The organism is Kribbella sp. NPDC048915 (assembly GCF_040649595.1).
Lineage (GTDB): Bacteria > Actinomycetota > Actinomycetes > Propionibacteriales > Kribbellaceae > Kribbella.
In genome coordinates this window covers 21,986-40,420 of the sequence record NZ_JBEZFT010000031.1, presented here as the reverse complement: position 1 = coordinate 40,420, position 18,435 = coordinate 21,986, and the positions used below count along the sequence as shown (strand labels likewise).

Annotated in this window: 22 protein-coding genes and 1 pseudogene; 13 read left to right on the top strand and 10 right to left on the bottom strand. The window is 67.5% G+C overall.

Annotated features, from left to right (window positions below; genetic code table 11):
* The first annotated feature begins 897 nt into the window (after nucleotides 1-897).
* Both AB0B82_RS18025 and AB0B82_RS18020 read left to right on the top strand, forming a co-directional pair.
* The gene (locus tag AB0B82_RS18025) at nucleotides 898-1,308 is read left to right on the top strand and encodes a hypothetical protein (RefSeq protein WP_360169089.1); all 411 of its coding nucleotides are present in this window, start codon (nucleotides 898-900) and stop codon (nucleotides 1,306-1,308) included.
* Between the two features lie 2 nt (nucleotides 1,309-1,310).
* Nucleotides 1,311-2,318: a hypothetical protein gene (locus AB0B82_RS18020; RefSeq protein ID WP_360169086.1), complete on the top strand. Its 1,008-nt coding sequence runs from the start codon at nucleotides 1,311-1,313 to the stop codon at nucleotides 2,316-2,318.
* Here AB0B82_RS18020 and AB0B82_RS18015 read toward each other — a convergent pair.
* The 4 genes and pseudogenes from AB0B82_RS18015 to mshD form a co-directional block, all read right to left on the bottom strand.
* Nucleotides 2,301-2,534: pseudogene (locus AB0B82_RS18015) on the bottom strand (DUF6318 family protein); the annotation flags it as partial. The gene AB0B82_RS18020 and the pseudogene AB0B82_RS18015 overlap by 18 nt on opposite strands.
* A gap of 381 nt (nucleotides 2,535-2,915) precedes the next feature.
* On the bottom strand, nucleotides 2,916-3,803 hold the full coding sequence (locus AB0B82_RS18010) for a PKD domain-containing protein (protein ID WP_360169083.1): 888 nt from the start codon (nucleotides 3,801-3,803) through the stop codon (nucleotides 2,916-2,918).
* Nucleotides 3,800-4,423, bottom strand: a complete 624-nt coding sequence (locus AB0B82_RS18005) for a DUF6318 family protein (protein ID WP_360169080.1) — start codon at nucleotides 4,421-4,423, stop codon at nucleotides 3,800-3,802. Before AB0B82_RS18005 ends, AB0B82_RS18010 begins: the two co-directional genes overlap by 4 nt.
* A 199-nt stretch (nucleotides 4,424-4,622) precedes the next feature.
* Nucleotides 4,623-5,534 (bottom strand): mycothiol synthase, encoded by a 912-nt coding sequence (gene mshD, locus AB0B82_RS18000; RefSeq protein WP_360169077.1) that lies wholly within the window; start codon nucleotides 5,532-5,534, stop codon nucleotides 4,623-4,625.
* Between the two features lie 243 nt (nucleotides 5,535-5,777).
* Here mshD and AB0B82_RS17995 point away from each other — a divergent pair, with 243 nt between their 5' ends.
* A complete protein-coding gene (locus tag AB0B82_RS17995; protein WP_360169075.1) occupies nucleotides 5,778-7,463 on the top strand; it encodes a bifunctional metallophosphatase/5'-nucleotidase in 1,686 nt (561 codons plus the stop codon).
* A gap of 120 nt (nucleotides 7,464-7,583) precedes the next feature.
* A complete protein-coding gene (locus AB0B82_RS17990) occupies nucleotides 7,584-7,892 on the top strand; it encodes a hypothetical protein (protein ID WP_360169072.1) in 309 nt (102 codons plus the stop codon).
* 30 nt (nucleotides 7,893-7,922) lie between these two features.
* On the opposite strand, the gene AB0B82_RS17985 is transcribed toward AB0B82_RS17990, so the two are convergent.
* Nucleotides 7,923-8,633, bottom strand: coding sequence for a response regulator transcription factor (locus AB0B82_RS17985; RefSeq protein ID WP_360169069.1), 711 nt, complete (start codon nucleotides 8,631-8,633; stop codon nucleotides 7,923-7,925).
* A gap of 161 nt (nucleotides 8,634-8,794) precedes the next feature.
* On the opposite strand from AB0B82_RS17985, the gene AB0B82_RS17980 reads away from it, so the two are divergent.
* The gene (locus AB0B82_RS17980) at nucleotides 8,795-9,034 is read left to right on the top strand and encodes a MoaD/ThiS family protein (protein WP_360169067.1); all 240 of its coding nucleotides are present in this window, start codon (nucleotides 8,795-8,797) and stop codon (nucleotides 9,032-9,034) included.
* 61 nt (nucleotides 9,035-9,095) lie between these two features.
* Nucleotides 9,096-10,460 (top strand): hypothetical protein, encoded by a 1,365-nt coding sequence (locus AB0B82_RS17975; RefSeq protein WP_360169188.1) that lies wholly within the window; start codon nucleotides 9,096-9,098, stop codon nucleotides 10,458-10,460.
* Here AB0B82_RS17975 and AB0B82_RS17970 read toward each other — a convergent pair.
* From AB0B82_RS17970 to arfB, 4 genes are read right to left on the bottom strand one after another with little or no spacing between them, the layout of a single operon-like run.
* Nucleotides 10,423-11,031, bottom strand: a complete 609-nt coding sequence (locus tag AB0B82_RS17970; protein ID WP_360169064.1) for a hypothetical protein — start codon at nucleotides 11,029-11,031, stop codon at nucleotides 10,423-10,425. The two genes, AB0B82_RS17975 and AB0B82_RS17970, sit on opposite strands and share 38 nt — an antisense overlap.
* Complete coding sequence (locus AB0B82_RS17965) at nucleotides 11,028-11,591, bottom strand: hypothetical protein (RefSeq protein ID WP_360169061.1); 564 nt, start codon at nucleotides 11,589-11,591, stop codon at nucleotides 11,028-11,030. The genes AB0B82_RS17970 and AB0B82_RS17965 overlap by 4 nt, the downstream gene beginning before the upstream one ends.
* Complete coding sequence (locus AB0B82_RS17960; RefSeq protein ID WP_360169058.1) at nucleotides 11,588-12,217, bottom strand: hypothetical protein; 630 nt, start codon at nucleotides 12,215-12,217, stop codon at nucleotides 11,588-11,590. Before AB0B82_RS17960 ends, AB0B82_RS17965 begins: the two co-directional genes overlap by 4 nt.
* 18 nt (nucleotides 12,218-12,235) lie before the next feature.
* Nucleotides 12,236-12,670 carry an alternative ribosome rescue aminoacyl-tRNA hydrolase ArfB gene (gene arfB, locus AB0B82_RS17955; RefSeq protein WP_360169055.1) on the bottom strand — a complete coding sequence of 145 codons (435 nt, stop codon included), beginning with the start codon at nucleotides 12,668-12,670 and terminating at the stop codon, nucleotides 12,236-12,238.
* 21 nt (nucleotides 12,671-12,691) lie between these two features.
* On the opposite strand from arfB, the gene AB0B82_RS17950 reads away from it, so the two are divergent.
* The 7 genes from AB0B82_RS17950 to AB0B82_RS17920 all read left to right on the top strand — a co-directional run bounded on the left by AB0B82_RS17950 (nucleotide 12,692) and on the right by AB0B82_RS17920 (nucleotide 17,896).
* The gene (locus AB0B82_RS17950) at nucleotides 12,692-13,105 is read left to right on the top strand and encodes an HIT domain-containing protein (RefSeq protein WP_360169053.1); all 414 of its coding nucleotides are present in this window, start codon (nucleotides 12,692-12,694) and stop codon (nucleotides 13,103-13,105) included.
* A 45-nt stretch (nucleotides 13,106-13,150) separates the two neighbouring features.
* The gene (locus AB0B82_RS17945) at nucleotides 13,151-13,591 is read left to right on the top strand and encodes a thioredoxin family protein (protein WP_360169050.1); all 441 of its coding nucleotides are present in this window, start codon (nucleotides 13,151-13,153) and stop codon (nucleotides 13,589-13,591) included.
* Between the two features lie 60 nt (nucleotides 13,592-13,651).
* The gene (locus AB0B82_RS17940; RefSeq protein ID WP_360169047.1) at nucleotides 13,652-14,497 is read left to right on the top strand and encodes an RDD family protein; all 846 of its coding nucleotides are present in this window, start codon (nucleotides 13,652-13,654) and stop codon (nucleotides 14,495-14,497) included.
* Between the two features lie 265 nt (nucleotides 14,498-14,762).
* On the top strand, nucleotides 14,763-15,203 hold the full coding sequence (locus AB0B82_RS17935) for a DUF4395 domain-containing protein (RefSeq protein WP_360169044.1): 441 nt from the start codon (nucleotides 14,763-14,765) through the stop codon (nucleotides 15,201-15,203).
* Nucleotides 15,204-15,218: 15 nt separating this feature from the next.
* On the top strand, nucleotides 15,219-16,067 hold the full coding sequence (locus tag AB0B82_RS17930; RefSeq protein WP_360169041.1) for a sulfurtransferase: 849 nt from the start codon (nucleotides 15,219-15,221) through the stop codon (nucleotides 16,065-16,067).
* A gap of 1 nt (nucleotide 16,068) precedes the next feature.
* A complete protein-coding gene (locus tag AB0B82_RS17925) occupies nucleotides 16,069-16,365 on the top strand; it encodes a DUF1416 domain-containing protein (RefSeq protein ID WP_360169038.1) in 297 nt (98 codons plus the stop codon).
* A 304-nt stretch (nucleotides 16,366-16,669) separates the two neighbouring features.
* Nucleotides 16,670-17,896 carry a choice-of-anchor P family protein gene (locus AB0B82_RS17920; RefSeq protein ID WP_360169035.1) on the top strand — a complete coding sequence of 409 codons (1,227 nt, stop codon included), beginning with the start codon at nucleotides 16,670-16,672 and terminating at the stop codon, nucleotides 17,894-17,896.
* 110 nt (nucleotides 17,897-18,006) lie between these two features.
* On the opposite strand, the gene dtd is transcribed toward AB0B82_RS17920, so the two are convergent.
* Nucleotides 18,007-18,432, bottom strand: a complete 426-nt coding sequence (gene dtd, locus AB0B82_RS17915) for a D-aminoacyl-tRNA deacylase (protein WP_360169032.1) — start codon at nucleotides 18,430-18,432, stop codon at nucleotides 18,007-18,009.
* Nucleotides 18,433-18,435: the final 3 nt, after the last annotated feature.

Below are 18,435 nucleotides of genomic sequence, written 5' to 3'. Positions count from 1 at the left end.
GCCCGACGGCGACCGCGCCACCTTGTCCCCCAACCGCCCAGAGCGAACCCGCGAGTAGGGCGTGTCTCCATCTTCGCGAAGCCAGAGTGTGATGGCGCGTAGGACGACGCCGCCTCGGTAGATGGAGGCGAGTCGTAGCGGGTGGCCAGTCCGCGCCGTCGCTTGTGGTCATTGAAGGACCGTCCGACGACGTTGCGGCCCTTGTAGGCCGTGGGTCGAAAGCGGGCGGACGGCCACCGGCCGCGCCGCGTCGTTGCCGGTGGGCGATCTGGTCGGCGGGCTGTGGCGTGTGGCGTGTGGCGTGTGGCGTGTGTCAGGTCGACAGGAGGTCTCCCGTGCCAGGGGCCGTAGCTGAGCGTGAATCAGACACCGAACAGACCCGCCCTGCACCATACGAACTGTCGAGCGTGCACACCTGCGGGCCATGCATCAATCATCTAGCGCCGGCGCAGCAAGGACTGCGAGCGCTGATCGCGGACGAACCCGACGGTGAGGAGCGCGCTTATTGCGCTGCAGATGATCGAGGACCTGGCCGAGCCGCCGTCTCCTCCGAGGGAGTACGGCCCGCTCTACCACAAAGCCGGAGCGATCCACGCGGCCGCGTTCACGGTCGAGGGCACGGACGAGGAGAAGGCGGACGCGCTCGCCGAAGCGAGGGGTGACCGACGCCGTCCACCAGGACGCCCTCGCCCCGTTCGCCGTCCAACCCGCATCGACGAGCGCCGGAGCCCACCCAAACCCTCACCCAAGGCGCCCGCCGCACCACCTCGTCCCCCAATCTCTCTGCGCGGCCTGATCGAGCCCGCGACTGAGCCATGTGGATAACTCCCGCGAGATCCGGCCCTTCGCGGATAGCGTTGCGTTCAGTCAGCAAACAGTTCTCAGGGAGTGGGGTTCATGGACGTCGTAGCTTTCAACACGGCCTACGCGGAGGCTCGCGATCAGCGTGACGCCGACCCCAACTTCGACGTACCAGGTGCGCAGCAACTTCTCCGAGCCATGATCGCCGGCGAACCAGACGGCGACGACCGTGCATGGGCGCTCCGCATGATCGACAAACTCACCACCCCGTCCCCGCCACCCCGCGAATACGGGCCCCTCTACCACCAAGCCGGCGCCATCCACGCCGAGGCGTTCGCATTCAAGGGAACGGATGCGGAGAAGGCCGACGCGCTCGCCAAGGCCCGGCGCGAGATCTGGGCGATCGCCGACCGAGCACCCGTTGACGAGGCCCCACATATCCGGGGGATGACACGAGCGTTGGAGTACCTGGAGACCACGCTCCGCGGTGACTGGCCTCGCGGCTGACCGTGGACGCCGATCAGCGCGTGCCAAGGGACTCATTCGCCTATCAAGAGGTCGCGCGCCTCTACGGACTCGCGCGATCCCTCCGTCCGACGGCAGCGGACCGCTGGAACGGAGCGCTGTACGCGACGAACTCGGACAACCTCGGCGGTCTCCACCCGGAGACGGGCGATCTCCGGCTGTCCGAACGCCGAGTCCTGCGCTACCTGACGGGATCGCGTGCGCAGGCTCACGCCGACGATCAGGCTGAGGCGCTGGCCACGGTGCTGTACCAGGCGACGCACGCCGCCATGCACGTCATGGCGCCAAACGAGCCGAATGCTGTGTGGACCGAGCATTCGCGTGGACTGATGGTGGGCTTCGCCGAGGTTCGGACTTTCGCTGACTTCGACGCTTTCGCAGACCGAGCAGGGTACGGGGCCCCGCCGCTCGGTGACCCCCAGTACGCCGGAGCCTTCACCGCTACGCGTGATCTGATGAATCACATCACCGGCCCCGCCTACCTGAAGCATGCCCTGATCAACGACGCCTGTCGCGGCCCTGCCCTAATGCATTTCGACAAGTTTGCGAAGGCCATCGTCGAGAACCGTCTGAGTGAACTGGTACGCCGTGACGAAACCGAACAGCGGGCGATCAGAGCCACGCTCATCGGCTCGATGCTCCACGACCACTGGCCAACGCTCCATAGTGCCCCGGCTGCTACCGGCCACCGCGTGGCCCACGAAATCCGCTCGAATCTTGACGCCAAGATCGACGAGATCCGGCGTCACTATCGCCTGCCTGGCCCGCGCCCCGCTCACGACCACTCGGGCACATCCCGCGACCGTGAGCCGACTCGGCCCGCGCCCACCGCTCGCCAAGACACACTGGACGGCCTCCGTTTCCTCGCCCAGCAAGCCCCACCGGCAGGCGCCGTCGCGCGCAACCCCAAGCTCGGCCAAGGCAGCCGCCGGCCGAACACCTCGCTCGACCGCCTGATCCGACCCAGCCACTCATCACCAGCCCGCGACTAAGTTGTCGAGGCATTCCGACTGGCCGTGCCCACATCTCAGCAGCGTGACGGTGGGCGGGGCCTTCTTGGTGTAATCCGCGACAGCCTTGCAGCCGATACAGCCTTTGTCGCTGGCTGCCAACAGCGCGTCAGAGTCACCCGTTCCGTACGAGTAGTTGAGAAGATCCACGTAGTACGCGATGAACGCCTTGCCTGCTGCGAGACTCCCTCCCTTCGCGGCGGACGGGCGCGCGGAGCTGCCGGGAGCGAGGTCGTGGCAGTGGTCGAAGCCCTTGGCTCAACTGTCGATCCACCAGCGTCAGCGCTGCCTGAAGCACAAGCCGTCAGCACAGATGTCAAGATGATGCAGCCCAGCAGCACGATGAGCGGCCGATGCTTCGTGTCACGAGGTTCACGCGTCGGGCTGCCTCCGCGTTCATTGCGACTCCAGCGCGGTCGCACGCATGATCCAGGAGCCCTCTCGAGGAGCCAGGGTGAACTCGCGTTGTGGGTTGGCCACCGTTGGGCTCATCGCTCGTGGTACTGGCCTCGCATGAGGCAGGAGCTGTGCCAGCTATCAGATGGCCCAGCAATAAGTGCGCTGGTGGGTCACGATGTCTCACCGGCCGGGATCAACGAGAACGGGTACCGCCTCTCGCACCTGGAGGGGTGTTGCTGGTCCGGTGATGGGCACGGTCCCGTCGACGTACTGCCAGCCGGTGTCGGCGACGTTGAAACGGGCGGCGTAGTTCGTCGTCAGGGTGAGTTGGACTCCGCCGCGCTTCATGTACTTGTGGGTGATGTCTTTCGCCGGGTACGGCTTCCCGGACGTACTCGTGGTGAGCGCCGGCGATCCGTCACCGAAGCGCCAGGTGTAGCTGATCGGCGTCGCCTCAACCACGACAGGAAAGCCGAGCAACGTCACAGTCGTACTCGAGACCTTGCTGTCGTCGGTGTACACAATCGTGTCGAGGTTGACCAACGTCCGACCGTTGGGCTGCACCTTCACCGCGAGCCCCGGAAACATGATGTTCTTGGTTTCAGAAAGTACTTCTTCCCACGTGACATCCTGAGGCCGTGGTCGGACGATCTCCGGCGGAATGGTCCGCAGCGTAACCCGGCGCTCATCGTCGCCACCGGGCTGACAACGCGCTGGCCCTGGCACGGTCCCGTCTGGTTGCATCCGCCCGCAGATGCCGATGTTCATCCGGATTACCTGGCGGTTAACCTGTCGCGGTCTCTGCGGCTCGATCGCGGCCGGTTTGCTCTTACGGGGCTGCTTGGCGCTGTTCCGTGTTGGCGTCAACTTCTTGGGCTTGAGTCGTCCAGGCTTCTTCGACGAGCCCTTGAGGGAGGCGCCCCAACTCGTCCGCTTCCCCTCAACCTTCGGCGATGGAGTCTTGGCGTGCGCCTCCACTCGACTCGACAGCAGATCAAGCGCAAGATGGCCCGTCGTACACAGGGCGACTGCGACAACCACGGCGGCTGCGTGCGCGATCCTGGTCATGACTCAGTGATCTGCATCTCGTACATGATCCAGTTTCCACCGCTCGCGGAGAGAGAGAACTCCAGCGTTCCCTTGGCGCTTTCGTGCGATACGGGGGAGGCGCCGGGAGAGCTGCGCTCCGTATACGAGCCGCCTGCGAGTGCGGCTGAACCTCCGATCCGGTTGCCCTCGCCTCGATAGATCTCCTTTACGTCGACCAGGTGGTCTCCGTAGTCGCCCTGAAGTCCACCGTTCTTCGCATTGACCTTCTTTGCGTAATCAGCGATGCCTTTGCATCCTTCGCAGCCCTTGTCGCTTGCCGCCATCAGTGGGCCAACGTCGCCAGTCGTGTATGCGTAGTTGAGCAGATCGATGTAATACGCAATAAACGCTTCACCTGCCGCGAGCGTGGATCCAACGGCCTGCGGAGGTCGGCTTGGAACTGTTCCCGGGATGGTGGCGGGAGGCATGGCTGTGCCGGTCGATGCTGGAACCGATGCCGTCGCTGACGACGTCGCCGATGGTGGAGTGGTGTTTGGGGTGCCGGCTTCTGGGCTGCCGGGGCCGCAGGCGGTGAGGAGTGTGGTGGCGGCCAGCCAGGTCAGTGCCAGGGAGCGGGATCGCCGGTTGCGGTGTGTCACTCTTGTCAGCCCTCCGTAGTCGTCACGATCGTAACGGGCTGTGGGCGGAGGTCTCTATGTCAATAGCTGCAACTGTGGACAAGGCCAGGAGCCGCCCGGCTGGGGGGTTAGAGGCTCGGGCGGCTCCTGGTTGCTGGTGGGACGGGGTGGGGTGCGGGTTTATGACGCGGAAGCCGGCGCGGGTTGCTTGTGGCGTCGTTCACATGGGGCGTGGGGCGTACTGGACGTCGAGGGCGGCGGTGGTGAAGCCGAGGGATTTGTAGAGGGCGCGCGCCGCAGTGTTGGTGCCGTCGACGTAGAGGACGACCTCGTCCAGGTTGCGGGTGTTCTGGAGGTACTGGAGGCCCTGCAGGGTCAGCGCCTTGCCGAGGCCGAGGCCTTGATGGGTGGGGGAGACGCCGACAACGTAGACCTCGCCGACGCCGTCCTCGATCTTGGTCCAGTGGAAGCCGGCGACGATGCCGGAGTCGTCGACGGCGAGGAAGAAGCCGTTCGGGTCGAACCACGGCTGGCGGAAGCGTTCGGTCAGGTCTTCGGCGGTCCAGCTGCCCTGTTCGGGGTGGTCGGCGAACGCGGCCGCGTTGACGTCCAGCCAGGCGGTGTCGTCTGCGCCGGGGACGAAGGTGCGTACCGAAATGCCCTCGGGCCAAACGGGTTCCGCGAGTTCGGCCCTGGTACGGCGGAGGAAGTAGAGCTCTCGTGCTACTTCGAGGTTGAGGCGGTTGGCGAGTTCGTCGGCGCCGGGCAGTCGGCCGTGGGCCCAGACGCGGGCATGGCGTCCGCCGTGGTCGAGCAGCATGCGGAGGAGCGCCGTACCGTAGCCCTGGCGCCGGGCCGACGGGGCGACGACGAGTTCGGCCGAGCCGTCGGGGGCCAAGGCGCCGTACCCGACCAGGTTGCGGGCGCTCTGCAGGCCGGAGACCTCGATGGTGCCCGGATCGCCTTCGTAGGCGAGGACGTGCAGGTCGTCGGGATGCTCGCCGTCGAGGTGTAGCAGGGTGCGTTCGGACAGCGGGTTGACGCCGTCGCTCTGTGCTGCGGCTCGGGCGAGTTCCGTGACGGCGGCAGCGGTGGCCGAGGGCAACGGTGAGGGAACGGCTTCAAGAGTCACCTGAATACCGTAAAAGGTCCGGTTGAGTTCATGCTCAGGTCCTGGCGACAGCGCGTCGTCAGCGGGTAACTTTCGCGGAACCGCGGAGGATTTCGCGGCACCGCAAACAGCGGTGACCGAGACGACGACGGAGAAGACATGGCCAGCAGAGGACGAGGCAGGGCGCGGTCACGGGGACGGCGGGCGATCGGGCTGCTCGCGGCCGGCACGGCCGTCGCGCTCGCCTTGGCCACGGGGGGATCCGTGAGCCAGGCAGGGGCCGCGACGCAGGACAAGAAGCCGAAGCCGACGCATACGCAGATTCAGTTGCTCGCGCTCAACGACTTCCACGGCAACCTGGAGCCGCCGAGCGGTTCGAGCGGCAACATCGCCGGGGTGCCGGCCGGCGGCGCCGCGTATCTCGCGACGCATCTGAAGGACCTCCGGGCGGCTGCCAAGGCGAAGGGACAGCAGTCGATGACGGTCGCGGCCGGTGACCTGATCGGCGCCTCGCCGCTGCTGTCGGCGGCGTTCCACGACGAGCCGACGGTCGAAGCGCTGAGCGGGATGGGACTCGAGGCTGCGTCGGTGGGCAACCACGAGTTCGACGAGGGCTGGCGTGAGCTGCTCCGGATGCAGACCGGCGGCTGCCTGCCCGACGGCGACGGCCAGAACAACCAGAACTCCTGCCCGGACCTCAAGCATCCGTTCGAGGGCGCGAAGTACAAGTACCTGGCTGCCAACGTGTTCTTCGAGAACACCCGCAAGACCCTGTTCGCGCCCTACACGATCAAGACCTTCAAAGGCGGCAAGAAGGTCGGCTTCATCGGTATGACGCTGGAGAACACGCCGAACATCGTGACCAAGTCCGGTGTCGAGGGCCTGACCTTCACCGACGAGGTCGAGACCGCGAACGCGTTGGTGCCGGTGCTGAAGAAGAAGGGCGTGGAGTCGATCGTCGTGCTGCTGCACGAGGGCGGCTTCCCGGCCGACCCGGCGGCGTACAACAGCTGCCCGGGCATCTCCGGCCCGATCGTCGACATCAACGCCGGTCTGGACCCGGAGATCGACGCGATCATCTCCGGTCACACCCACCAGGGCTACAACTGCACGCTGCGCGACAAGGACAACAACCCGCGCCTCGTCACCAGTGCGTCGTCGTTCGGTCGACTGGTCACCGAGGTCCGGCTGAGCATCGACAACGCGACCGGCGACGTCGACCGGCTGAACACACTGGCCACCAACCAGATCGTCACCCGGGACGTCGTGCAGGACCCGAAGACCGCGAAGCTGATCGCGAAGTACAAGGAACTGGTCGCCCCGATCGAGAACAAGGTGATCGGCCACCTGACCACGCCGTCGGTGGTGCGGACGCCGGACGACTCGCTCGAGTCGCCGCTGGGCAACCTGATCGCCGACGCGCAGCTCGCCGACCCGAGCGTGGTGACCGACGGCAAGACACCGGTCGCGGCGTTCATGAACCCGGGCGGTATCCGCGCCGACCTGATCGCGAACAACGGTGAGGTCACGTTCGGCCGGGCGTTCACCGTGCAGCCGTTCAACAACTTCCTGGTCTCGATGGACATGACCGGGGCGCAGATCAAGGAGCTGCTCGAGCAGCAGTTCTCCGGGGTCAACGGCCCCGAGCCGGCGAAGTTCAAGGTGCTCCAGGTCGCGGGCATCACCTACACCTGGAACCCGGCCGCTCCGGCGGGGTCGAAGGTCGTCGAAGGATCCGTCATGATCGGCGGGCAGCCGCTGGTGGACGCTACGACGTACCGCATCGTCACGAACAACTTCCTGGCCGACGGCGGTGACGGCTTCCCGGCCTTCACCACGGCGACGAACAAGTTCTTCGGCGGGCTGGACATCGACGCGTTCGCCAACTATCTGACGGCGCACGACCCGTACACGCCGGTCGCGACCGACCGGATCTCGCTGACTTCCTGATCGCAGCATCTGACTGACCGAGGGCCGGTACGCCGAGCGTGCTACGGCGGCGTACCGGCTTTTCGTTCTCCCGTGAGGAGCTGGTACCTTGCGTATTCAGGTACTTACGGAAGGTGAGCGATGGCACACGTTGCTCCGACCTCACACCGGCGGGCGCCCAGAGCCTCGCACCGCGGGCATCGCAGCGCGGACGGGCCGGTGCAGATCACCAGTTGGCTCGGGTTGACGTTCGCGTTCGTCGTGGGGTGGATCCTCACGCTGCAGTCGCACGTCGGGGTTCACGCGGCCGGCGTCACGCTGCTGGTGATGCTGGTGCCGATCACGATCGGGGTCTTCGTCGCGGGGGCCCGGCAGGGCATCGGCTCCGGGAAGGCGGCGCTGCTCACCGCGGCCGCGCTCGCATTCACCCTGCTGAAGTTCTTCCTGTAGCGGGGCGGTCAAGCAGCTCGCCAGGTGGGCTCAGGTGGTGACTTCGGCGGGTTCGCGGGTGTTCGCCGGTGGGACCACGAAGCGGTAGCCGACGTTGCGGACGGTGCCGATGAGCGACTCGTGCTCGGGGCCGAGCTTCGCGCGGAGGCGGCGTACGTGCACGTCGACGGTACGCGTACCGCCGAAGTAGTCGTAGCCCCACACTTCCTGGAGAAGTTGCTCGCGGGTGAAGACCCGGCCCGGGTGCTGCGCGAGGAACTTGAAGAGCTCGAACTCCTTGTACGTGAGGTCGAGCGCGCGGCCATTCAGCTTCGCCGTGTACGACGCCTCGTCGATCACGACGTCGCCGCTGCGAATCAGCGTGGACTCGGGCTCCTCGTTGCGGGTCGCGGCGAGACGGCCGATCACGAGTCGCAGGCGAGCCTCGATCTCGGCAGGCCCCGCGGTGTCGAGCAGTACGTCGTCGGCGCCCCAGTCGGCGTTCACCGCGGTCAGACCGCCCTCGGTGACGACCAGGATCAGCGGTACGTCGATGCCGGTGGTGCGGATCAGCCGGGACGCGCTGCGGACGGCGACCAGGTCGCGGCGGGCGTCGAGCAGCACGGCGTCGGCGTCCGGGGCGTCCACCAGCGCGGCGACCTCCGCGGGCAGGATCCGGATCTGGTGCGGGAGCAGGGCGAGCGACGGCAGGACCTCGGTGGAGGCCTGCAGTGCGTTCGTCAGCAGAAGCAACGTGCTCACGCTGTCTCCTTGTGCTGATCGTCGGATCCGGGAGCAGTGATCCGGTCCTCGTGCACGTCAGGCCCCGACGGCGTCGTTGCCGGGGGCCTGAGACACACTGGTTCTTAACAGCAGGCTGACATACTAACCGAGACTTAACCGATTAGTGAGGCGCGGACCACATGCCGGAAGTGACCATCAGGTACTTTGCGGCCGCGCGTGCCGCCGCGGGCGAGTCGTCCGCGACGGCCGAGGCCGGGTCGATCCGGGACCTGGTCGCTACGGTGTCGAGCGGCCGGCCGGAGCTCGCGCGGGTGCTGTCGATCTGCACGTTCCTGGTCGACGGGGAGCGGGTCGACCTCAGTGCACCCCTCCAGGACGGCGCCCGCGTGGACGCCCTCCCACCCTTCGCCGGCGGCTGACCCACCAGCCTCCGCCCACGGCTGCGGCGGACTTTGCGGGCTGTACATTGCCTGCGTGGCGATGGAGTCGGGGACGTTGCTCACCACGGTGGGGCGGGCGGGGGTTCTGTTCGGGAAGGCTTGGCCGCGGTTGCTGGCCGTCTTCCTGGTGGCCCAGTTGGCGCATCGCGGGGTGCAGTGGCTGGCTGTGCAAGCGGGCGCCAAGGCTGAGGCGGCCGGCATCGCGCTGCTGGCGCTGCTGGTCGTGGTCTCGCTGGCGATGTACGTGGCCATGTTCCTGGTGCTCCGCAGTGAGCTGCCGTTCCACCGGCGGGCGGTCGCCGAGGGAATGCTCGCTCCGGACGGGGTAGAGCCCGGCCGCGAGCACAAGCCGCTGGATGCGCTCGCGGCGGCGCTTCTCCCGTTCCTGGCGTTCTATGCCGCGTACAAGTTCCTCCAGAGCGAAGCCCTCGACTACGAGTACCAACTGGCGGTGCACAAGGCCAACGAGGTCGCGGCGACGGTGTTGACCGGCGGTGCGGTCCCCGAGCAGTCGGAGGGGTTGCAGTCGCTGTCCACCTGGTTGTTCCTCGGCCTGGGGGTATCGGCGTACCTGCTGCGGTTCGCGTTCAAGAAGTGGAAGCAGGAGAAGGAAGGGCCGGTACGGAAGCTGTTCGTCACGTACCTCGAGGCGCTGTGGATCTTCGTGGTCGCCTACCAGGCCACGTCGATCATCCCGCCGCCGATGACGTGGCTGAAGGAACGCCAGGTCTGGCAGTGGCTGCAGGACGCCTACACCTGGGTGCTCGACCACATCCTCGGCGTCAACCAGGTCCGCGAGGTGTGGGACACGATCACCGGCTTCGTCAGCGCGGGCATCGCCGACCTCTGGGACGCCGCGGTGCTCCCGCTGATGTGGATCACGATGACGGCGGTCATCTACGGCCGGGTGGTGCAGAAGCTGAAGACCCCGCGCTGGCGGTTCGACCGCATCACGCACCGCTGGCAGCAGACGCCGCGACTCGTCCGTGCCGCAGGCAACTCGGTGGTCGCCGACTGGAAGGACCGGTGGACGCCGGTCGTCGACGCGTTCCGGCTGGTGGTGCGCTCGGGGCTGCGGCCGATGCTGGGGTACTTCCTGGCCTGGGCGGTGGTGACGTTCGCGGCCAGCGCCGTATGGATCGCGCTCAAGGTGTGGGTGCTCGGCCCCCACACCCTGCAGTTCTGGCTGGTTGTCGACGAGCCACTGCACCTGGTGACCGACGGCCTGAAGATCATGCTGCAGGTCTGCCTGCTCGCCGCGGCGTACGACCGCATGATCGGCGGCCTGGCCGGCTACCTGACGCCGCGGACCCGCGCGGTGCACCAGCAGCCCGCCGGCGACCACGGTGTCACCGACCTGTCCGCGGCTACCTCGGGAATGCCAAGTACTGAGGGAGCTTCGTAGTCCACGTGACCGTCGGCTGCACGCTGTCAGCGACGGACGACGGTACGACGAACACGGCGACTGTCTCGAAAGGCTTCCCCGCCACCGGCTTCAGGTAGTACTGCGCCGCAGCACCCCGCCAGCTCGACAGCTTGTCGTCCGTGCCACCCGTGCAGCCGGTAGGACGGTCCTGGTACTCGTTCGCCAGCGCATCCTCGTCCCACACCCGACCGTCCGGCGCGCGTAGGTGCATCCGGCACCCACTCAGCCCCTCCAGCGCGGACAGGTCGTCCACCTGCAGCCGGAAGTACACCCGGATCCGCGTGGTCCCCTCAGGCAGCGCATCCGCGCCGAGCCGCTGCTTCACCGGCTGCGGATCCGCTGACACCGAAGCGCCGTACCACGTGGCCCCGTTGTACGGCGTACCTGCTGCCGCCACCTCCACGGGATCACGTGGCTCGGAGTTGTACCAGGACCTGTAGTCGCTGTGTGTGGTCCACCACCCGGCGAGCGGGATCGCCACCACCAACGTCACCAGCGCAACCGAGTTCTTGCCGAGCCACCCACGCCGTGCCCGCCGCGCGCCGCTCACGTGTCGCTCGCGGCGGTCAAGGGAACGACGTCCAGCACGGCAGGAGCGCCGTCGCCGAGCGGCACGGTGACCTGGGGCTCGAGTTCGTTCATGATCGACTTCTCCATCACCAGCAACGTTGCCCCGGGCACCTGTTCCGCGGGCATCTCGACCACGAAGGCGCCGCGGACCGGAATGTCCGGCGCGAACTCGGCACCGGTCAGGTCGACCCGGTCGAAGCCGTTGCGGTTGGCGGCGAGGTAGGTGATGCCGTCGGCCGACCTGATCTTGACGCCGGTCACGTGGATCGGCTCGCGGTTGGCCTTGACGGTGGCGTCGACGACCACGAACGCGGTCAGCGAGTCGCGGTCCTGTGACGAGCCGGGCAGGCGGAGCTTCTTGCCGATCCGGACGTTGTCGACGGTCAGATCGAAGCGCGGAGTGTGGACCGCGCGCCCGGGGATGCCCTGCACCGGCGTCGGGTCCTGGATGTCCTTCTGCGTCGGAGTCAGCCGGTACAGGCCGACGATGGCGACCAGCACGGCGAGGGCCAGGGCGATGTTCAGCAGCTTGCGCTTCACCGGCTGTTGTCCTTCACCGAGACTGTGCTTTCCGCGACGAGTGCGTTGGGCCGCCACTTCTCGTGGTGGTCGAAGATCGATTCCTCGTCGTGCTCGTAGCCCTGCACGGTCAGCTTGACCTCGCTCGGCAGTTCGGTGGCCTTCGGCAGCTTCCAGACGTACGCGACGTCTTCGGCGGCGTCCGGGGTGAGCACCGGGTGCATGGTCGCGTCGCGGAGGTTGGTGGTGCCCAGCGGCGGGTCGGTGTCCTTGACGCCGGGGACGCCGATCAGCCGGATCAGGTCCGACGGCGGTCTGGTCCCGGTGTCGTCGGTGACCTTCAGCTTGGTGACGACCGCGATCAGCGCGCCGCCCGCGTCCGGGGTGAACAGCGGCTTGAGGTCCTTGACGGTGACGACCCGCTGGACCGTGACCTCGAACTGACCGGCGTCGATCGCGGTCCCGGCCTCGACCCGCGGTGTCTCGTCGTCGGCCTTCTGCAGACCACCGAACGCCGCCGAGATCGCCAGCAGCACCGCGCCGGCGCTGAGCGCCCAGGTCCGCAGCGACCGTCCCCGCACCTTGAGGTCCTGCAGTTCCGGAAGTTTCTCCGGCTCGTCCTGCCCCCCGCTCCCCGTTTCCTGCACGGCGGAAGCTTAAAGGAGTCAGAGGTCGGGGCGGCCCCGCAGCCGCTTCGTCTCGCCACGGCGCTTCTTGGCGTCCAAGCGCCGTCGTACCGACGATTTGCTCGGCTTCGTCGGACGCCGTTTCCGGGGCGGCGGGGCGATCGCGTCCCGCAGTACGTCGGCCAGTCGCTCGCGTGCTGCCTCGCGGTTGCGCCACTGCGACTTGTACTCAGAGGCGGCGATCGTCAGGACGCCGTCCACCAGGCGCGACTGCAGCCGCTCGAGGGCCCGCGCCTTCAGTACGTCGCTGAGCGCCGACGTACTCGCCACGTCGAAGCTGAGCTCGACGCGACTGTCCGTGGTGTTCACCGACTGGCCGCCCGGTCCGCTCGACCGGGAGAAACGCCAGGCCAGCTCGGACTCCGGGACCACGACTCCCGACCGCACCACGACTCCGCTCTCCACACAGCCCATTAGACCGGACAGAATCGGCGGATGGCTGCCTGCGTGTTCTGCGGTCTGATCTCCGCCGACTCGGCCCGCTGGATCGCCAAGGAGGACGCGGCGGTCGCGTTCCTCCCGCTTCCGGGCGAGGAGATCGCTCCGGGGCACACGCTGGTCGTGCCGCGCCGGCACACCGGCGCCGGTCTGCTGGACGCACCGCCTGGGGACCTGGCTGAGGCGATGGATCTGGCGCAGCGCATCGCTCAGCGGATGGTCGACAGGCTCGGAGCGACCGGCGTCTGCCTGCTGAACGCCAGCGGTCCGGGGTCGGGTCGCAGCGTCGACCACCTGCATCTGCACGTCGTCCCGCGGTACCCGGGCGACGGCGACGACTGCCTGCCCTGGCCCACGGGTCGTTCGCAGCACCAGCTCGCCGCCGATCCCCAGGTGCTTCTCAGTCAGTGAAACGGCCGGTTGAATACCGCAGCAGGCCCCGTACCGTGGGTAGTTGTGAGCCTGGGCCTGTGGGTACTCGTCGCGGCGGTCGTCGCCGGTGTGGTGCTCAGCGTGCTCAAGACCTGGATCGACGGACGGTTCCGCAACAAGGGCGGGAAGAGCGAGGACGACGTGGAGCGGGTGACATCCGCCGAGCTGGGCGCGGAGCTGGGCGAGCGGGCGACGCTCCTGCAGTTCTCGTCGGCGTTCTGTGCGCCGTGCCGAGCCACCCGGCGGACGCTGGCCGAGGTCGAGGGCATGGTCGACGGGGTGCGCCACGTCGAGCTGGACGCCGAGTCGCACCTCGAGCTGGTGCGTCGGCTGGACATCCTCCGGACACCGACCACGCTGGTGCTGGACAGCACCGGAGCGGTCGTGAAGCGAGCCAGCGGAGCGCCCCGGAAACCGGACGTCATCGCCGCACTGGCCGTCGCGATGGAGCACCAGCCGAGCTGACGCCGTCCGGTAGCTGCCATCGGATGGCGGATTGACCGGCAGGTAGGCAACACTTTGCCGGTGAGCTCTCATGCACCAGGTTGGTACGACGACCCCGAGGACCCGGCCCAGCAGCGGTACTGGGACGGCAACGCCTGGACGGATCAGCGTCGTCCGCAGCAGGGCCCACCACCGTTTCAGGGTCAGTTCGGTCACAACGACCTGCCGCGATACGGCCAGCGCGCCGAGCACGGGCAGGTGTACGGGCAACAGACCGAGCCGGCTCCGCAGTACGGCCAGCGGATCACGCAGCAGGGAGCCTTCCAGCCGTACCCGTCGTACCCACAGGCCCCGCAGGGCTACGGTTACCAGCCGCAGGGGGTAGCCACGACCCCGGACGGCGTCCCGCTGTCGGGCTGGTGGCGTCGCGCTGTCGCACGGTTCATCGACGGGATCATCGCCTGGTTCATCGCGCTTCCGCTGACCGGATACTTCTACTACCGATCCAGCCAGGCGATGAGCAGCTGGCTCGAGGAGATCATGGGGGCCGCCCGGGCCGGCAGTACGACGCCTGCCTCGATGCCGCCCGAGGTGCTCCAATGGGCGGTACCGGCATCGGTGATCGGCTACCTCGTTCTGTTCGTGTACGAGTACCTGTTCCTGGTGGCGAAGGGCGCCACGCCGGGCAAGATGGCGCTCGGTATCGCGGTCCGGCTGCGCGACACGCCCGGCAACCCGCCGCGCGGCGCCGCGGCGAAGCGCTGCGGCCTCGACCTGGCGCTGTACCTGGCCGGATCGATCCCGGTGATCGGGCTGTTCGCCTCGCTCGCGCTGCTGCTCAACTACCTCTGGCCGCTCTGGGACGACAAGAAGCAGGCCCTGCACGACAAGGTCGCCGGCACGAATGTGATCCGCACGCGTCCGTGATGTGATCAGTTGTCTCATGTATTGGGACCACGGGCAGTGAGCCTGCCCGGGTTCCGTACGCTCGTGGCGTGGTTTACACGACATGGCTGACGAAGCGGCGCGCGGTGGACAACTGCCGTGTGCGCTCTTCGCTGTGTCGTCGCCGCTGACCAGGCGGCGTCCCGAGCGCTGCGGAACCGGTCGCTGAGCACGGTTCCGCGTACGTCGTCTCCCCGCACCACCGGGCGGGTCCGGCTCGACATCCTTCTCTCCTCCGGGAGTCGTCATGTCCGAGAAGACAGCCAAGGTAGATCCCCGCGGGCTCCGCTTCGCGGCCGCCGTGACCACCGTCGTCCTGGCGCTGACGCTCGTGCTGAACAATCCCTGGCCGCTCGCGGTACAGGCCGTGGTGTTCGCGGTCTCGGTCGTGTTCGGGGTGCAGGCGTCACCGTACGGGCAGTTGTTCAAGCGGTTGGTCCGGCCCCGCCTGGGCCCGCCGAAGGAGCTGGAGGACGCGGCACCGCCGCGGTTCGCCCAGTTGGTCGGTCTCGTCTTCGCGACTGCCGGTCTGATCGGGTACCTGACCGGTGTCACCGTGCTGGGCGTGGTCGCCACCGGATTCGCCCTGGTCGCCGCGTTCGTGAACGCGGCCGTCGGGCTCTGCCTCGGCTGCGAGGCCTATCTGCTGATCCACCGCATTCGTACGCCATCCACCGCTACCAACTGAGAAGAGGCAGCACACATGAGCAGGGAATCCGCGCTCGTCTCGGCCGACTGGGTCGAGGAGCACAAGAACGACGCCGGGATCGTCCTGATCGAGGTCGACGAAGACGTCTCGGCGTACGACGCCGGCCACATCGCCGGCGCGATCAAGCTGGACTGGAAGACCGACCTGCAGGATCCGGTCCGCCGCGACTTCGTGAACAAGGAGCAGTTCGAGGCGCTGCTGTCCGAGCGCGGCGTCAAGAACGACGACACGGTCGTTCTGTACGGCGGCAACAACAACTGGTTCGCGGCGTACGCGTACTGGTACTTCAAGCTCTACGGGCACGGTGACGTCCGGCTGCTCGACGGCGGCCGCAAGCGCTGGGAGCTCGACAGCCGCGAGCTGACCGACGAGGTCGTCAAGCGCGACGCCACCGAGTACAAGGCCAAGGACCCGGACCTGAACATCCGTGCCTTCCGCGACGAGGTCGAGGAAGCCATCGGTGTGAAGAACCTGGTGGACGTCCGGAGCCCCGATGAGTACGCGGGCCGGCTGCTCGCGCCGGCGCACCTCCCGCAGGAGCAGGCGCAGCGCGCGGGCCACATCCCGACCGCCGCGAACATCCCGTGGAGCAAGGCCGCGAACGACGACGGCACCTTCCGCTCCGACGACGAGCTGAAGCAGCTGTACGCCGAGGCTGGTGTCGACTTCGGCAAGGACACCATCGCGTACTGCCGGATCGGCGAGCGCTCGGCGCACTCCTGGTTCGTGCTGCACGAGATCCTCGGCCAGCAGAACGTGAAGAACTACGACGGTTCCTGGACCGAGTGGGGTTCGCTGGTCGGCGTACCCGTTGCCCTCGGCGACGAGCCCGGGGAGGCCTGACATGTGCGGAGCGACCAAGGGCGGTCTCGACCTCAAGGGCGTCGACGTCGACAAGGAAGCCGTGATCCAGGGCCAGGTGCTGCGCGGCGACGAGCCGGTCGGCGGCGCGTACGTGCGGCTGCTGGACTCCTCCGGTGAGTTCACCGCCGAGGTCCCGACCTCGGCCACCGGTCATTTCCGGTTTTTCGCTGCTCCGGGCAACTGGACGCTGCGCACGCTGGCTCCGAAGGCGGAGCCGGTGGACCGGCAAGTGGTGGCCCAGTACGGCGAGGTCGCGGAAGTGGCCGTCACCGTCTGAGCGGTCGCTCGTTACTGAAGGTGCCACCACTACCCGAGGTGGCCCACCCTGAAGGTAAGCACCGAAGGGCCCGGACCTTGCGCGTCCGGGCCCTTCGGCATGTCCGGGAAACTCCTGCAGGGCAAGGCGTTGCGGTCATCGCGGCCGGGTTACGGGTACGGGCCGGAAATCTCGCGCACCGAGCGGCAAGGTAACGGTTTGGTCTCGGAGCGGGGTCGGCTCGTCACCTACTGCAATCGGCTGAGTTGTGTCTGTGTCCTGACCCGCACTTCGGGTCACGTCATCACTCAGGGAGGAGGGGTCAATGCGACCCCGCATCGGATACAAGAAGCTCGCTGCCGTCGGAGTCGCGGCGGTTGTCGGCGTAGCTTCTACGATCGCGCTGACCTCGGGTTCGGCGTCCGCCTCGCCGGTTTTCGGATACAGCGGTTACTCGTACGGCACCGACGTCGAATCCGGTCTGGCGAACAGCGGCCCGCAGGTCGTCAGCAAGTTCGGCTGCACCACGGACTCGAACAAGGCTGACAAGAACGACCTCGCCACGGCGAACGTGAACGAGCAGGCGATCGCGCGGACGGTGAAGACCGACACGCACGCGTTCAACAACAAGAGCGGCACCGGCGTCACCAGCACCGCGACGGCGGCCGACATCAAGGTCGGCAACCTGGTCAAGCTGACCGGCGTGAAGACCACCACGACGGCGAAGTACTCGAAGGGCCAACTGTCCTACACCGGCAGCACCACCTTCGCCTCGGTGCAGATCGGCGCGATCAACGTGCCGTCGCTGCTCAACCCGAAGCCGAACACCAAGATCGCCGTTCCGGGTCTCGGTTACATCGTGCTGAACCGGGTCGGCGGCGTGAAGACCTCGTCGGGCATCTACTCGTACGCCCAGGCGGTCGTGCTGCACGCGACGGTGAAGAACCAGTTCATCCCGCAGGGCGTCGACGTCGCGGTGCTGAAGACCCGCGCCGAGATCTCGAAGCCGGCCACCGCGCTGGTGATCGGCGACGCGTACGGCACCAAGGCGCAGGCCGACAAGCTGGTCGTCTCCGGCCCGACGTCGCTCCAGACCACCTGCCAGGGTACTGAGGGCAAGACCGTCAAGGTCGCGGTCGGCGAGCTGAACATCCCGAAGGTCGCCTACGTCGGCGGTGTCTACACCACCAAGAACGGCGCCATCGGCGAGGGCAAGTCCTACATCAACTTCACCTCGCACGTCGCGGGTGTGAAGGTCGGCAACCTGTCCATCGGCGCGGTCGAGTCCTCGGCCTCGGCGTGGAAGACCAAGGACGGCAAGGCCGGCGTGAGCTCGTCCTCGAGCATCGCCTCGATCAAGGTCGGCAACAAGGTCTACCCGGTGAAGACCGGCGAGAACGCCACCCTGGACATCCCGGGTGTCGCCAAGCTGACCTTCAACGAGGTCGTGCGGCAGAAGCGGTACATCTCCGTGAACGCGCTGGTCGTCGACGTCTACAGCCTGAACACCAAGGTCATCGTCGGCCACTCGGCCGCCGGCGTCGTCGGCTGACCTCAGCAAACACCTTCTGAGTCGAACCTCACCGACCCAGAAACCCCGGCCCCCGGATCCCGCACGGATCCGGGGGCCGGTTCTTTGCGTCGTCCTGCTCCGGTCGAGGTTCAGGCCTCGAGGATCAGCGTGACCGGGCCGTCGTTGACCAGGGCAACGTCCATGTGGGCGCCGAAGACACCGCGTTCCACCTTGGCGCCGAGGTTCTCCAGGGCGGTGCAGAAGGAGTTGTACAGCGGCTCGGAGACGGGGCCCGGGGCCGCGGCGCTCCACGAGGGGCGCCGGCCCTTGCGCGTATCGGCGTACAGGGTGAACTGGCTGACGGCGAGGATCGGGGCCTGCTCGTCGGCGGCCGAGCGCTCGTCGTGGAGGATGCGCAGGGTCCAGATCTTCGCGGCCAGCGCGGCGGCCTTCTCTGAGGTGTCGTCGTGGGTGACCCCGAGCAGGACCAGTAGCCCCGGCCCGTCGATCGCTCCGACCACGGTGCCGTCCACGGTGACCGACGCCTGACTGACTCGCTGTACTACGGCTCTCATAGC

Bases quoted from the DNA above. Each gene is read 5' to 3' on its own strand.
- AB0B82_RS18025 (WP_360169089.1), top strand. From the start codon at position 898: ATGGACGTCGTAGCTTTCAACACGGCCTACGCGGAGGCTCGCGATCAG.
- AB0B82_RS18010 (WP_360169083.1), bottom strand. From the start codon at position 3,803: ATGACCAGGATCGCGCACGCAGCCGCCGTGGTTGTCGCAGTCGCCCTG.
- AB0B82_RS17990 (WP_360169072.1), top strand. From the start codon at position 7,584: ATGGCACACGTTGCTCCGACCTCACACCGGCGGGCGCCCAGAGCCTCG.
- AB0B82_RS17980 (WP_360169067.1), top strand. From the start codon at position 8,795: ATGCCGGAAGTGACCATCAGGTACTTTGCGGCCGCGCGTGCCGCCGCG.
- AB0B82_RS17975 (WP_360169188.1), top strand. From the start codon at position 9,096: ATGGAGTCGGGGACGTTGCTCACCACGGTGGGGCGGGCGGGGGTTCTG.
- arfB (WP_360169055.1), bottom strand. From the start codon at position 12,670: ATGGGCTGTGTGGAGAGCGGAGTCGTGGTGCGGTCGGGAGTCGTGGTC.
- AB0B82_RS17950 (WP_360169053.1), top strand. From the start codon at position 12,692: ATGGCTGCCTGCGTGTTCTGCGGTCTGATCTCCGCCGACTCGGCCCGC.
- AB0B82_RS17935 (WP_360169044.1), top strand. From the start codon at position 14,763: ATGTCCGAGAAGACAGCCAAGGTAGATCCCCGCGGGCTCCGCTTCGCG.
- AB0B82_RS17930 (WP_360169041.1), top strand. From the start codon at position 15,219: ATGAGCAGGGAATCCGCGCTCGTCTCGGCCGACTGGGTCGAGGAGCAC.
- AB0B82_RS17925 (WP_360169038.1), top strand. From the start codon at position 16,069: ATGTGCGGAGCGACCAAGGGCGGTCTCGACCTCAAGGGCGTCGACGTC.
- AB0B82_RS17920 (WP_360169035.1), top strand. From the start codon at position 16,670: ATGCGACCCCGCATCGGATACAAGAAGCTCGCTGCCGTCGGAGTCGCG.
- dtd (WP_360169032.1), bottom strand. From the start codon at position 18,432: ATGAGAGCCGTAGTACAGCGAGTCAGTCAGGCGTCGGTCACCGTGGAC.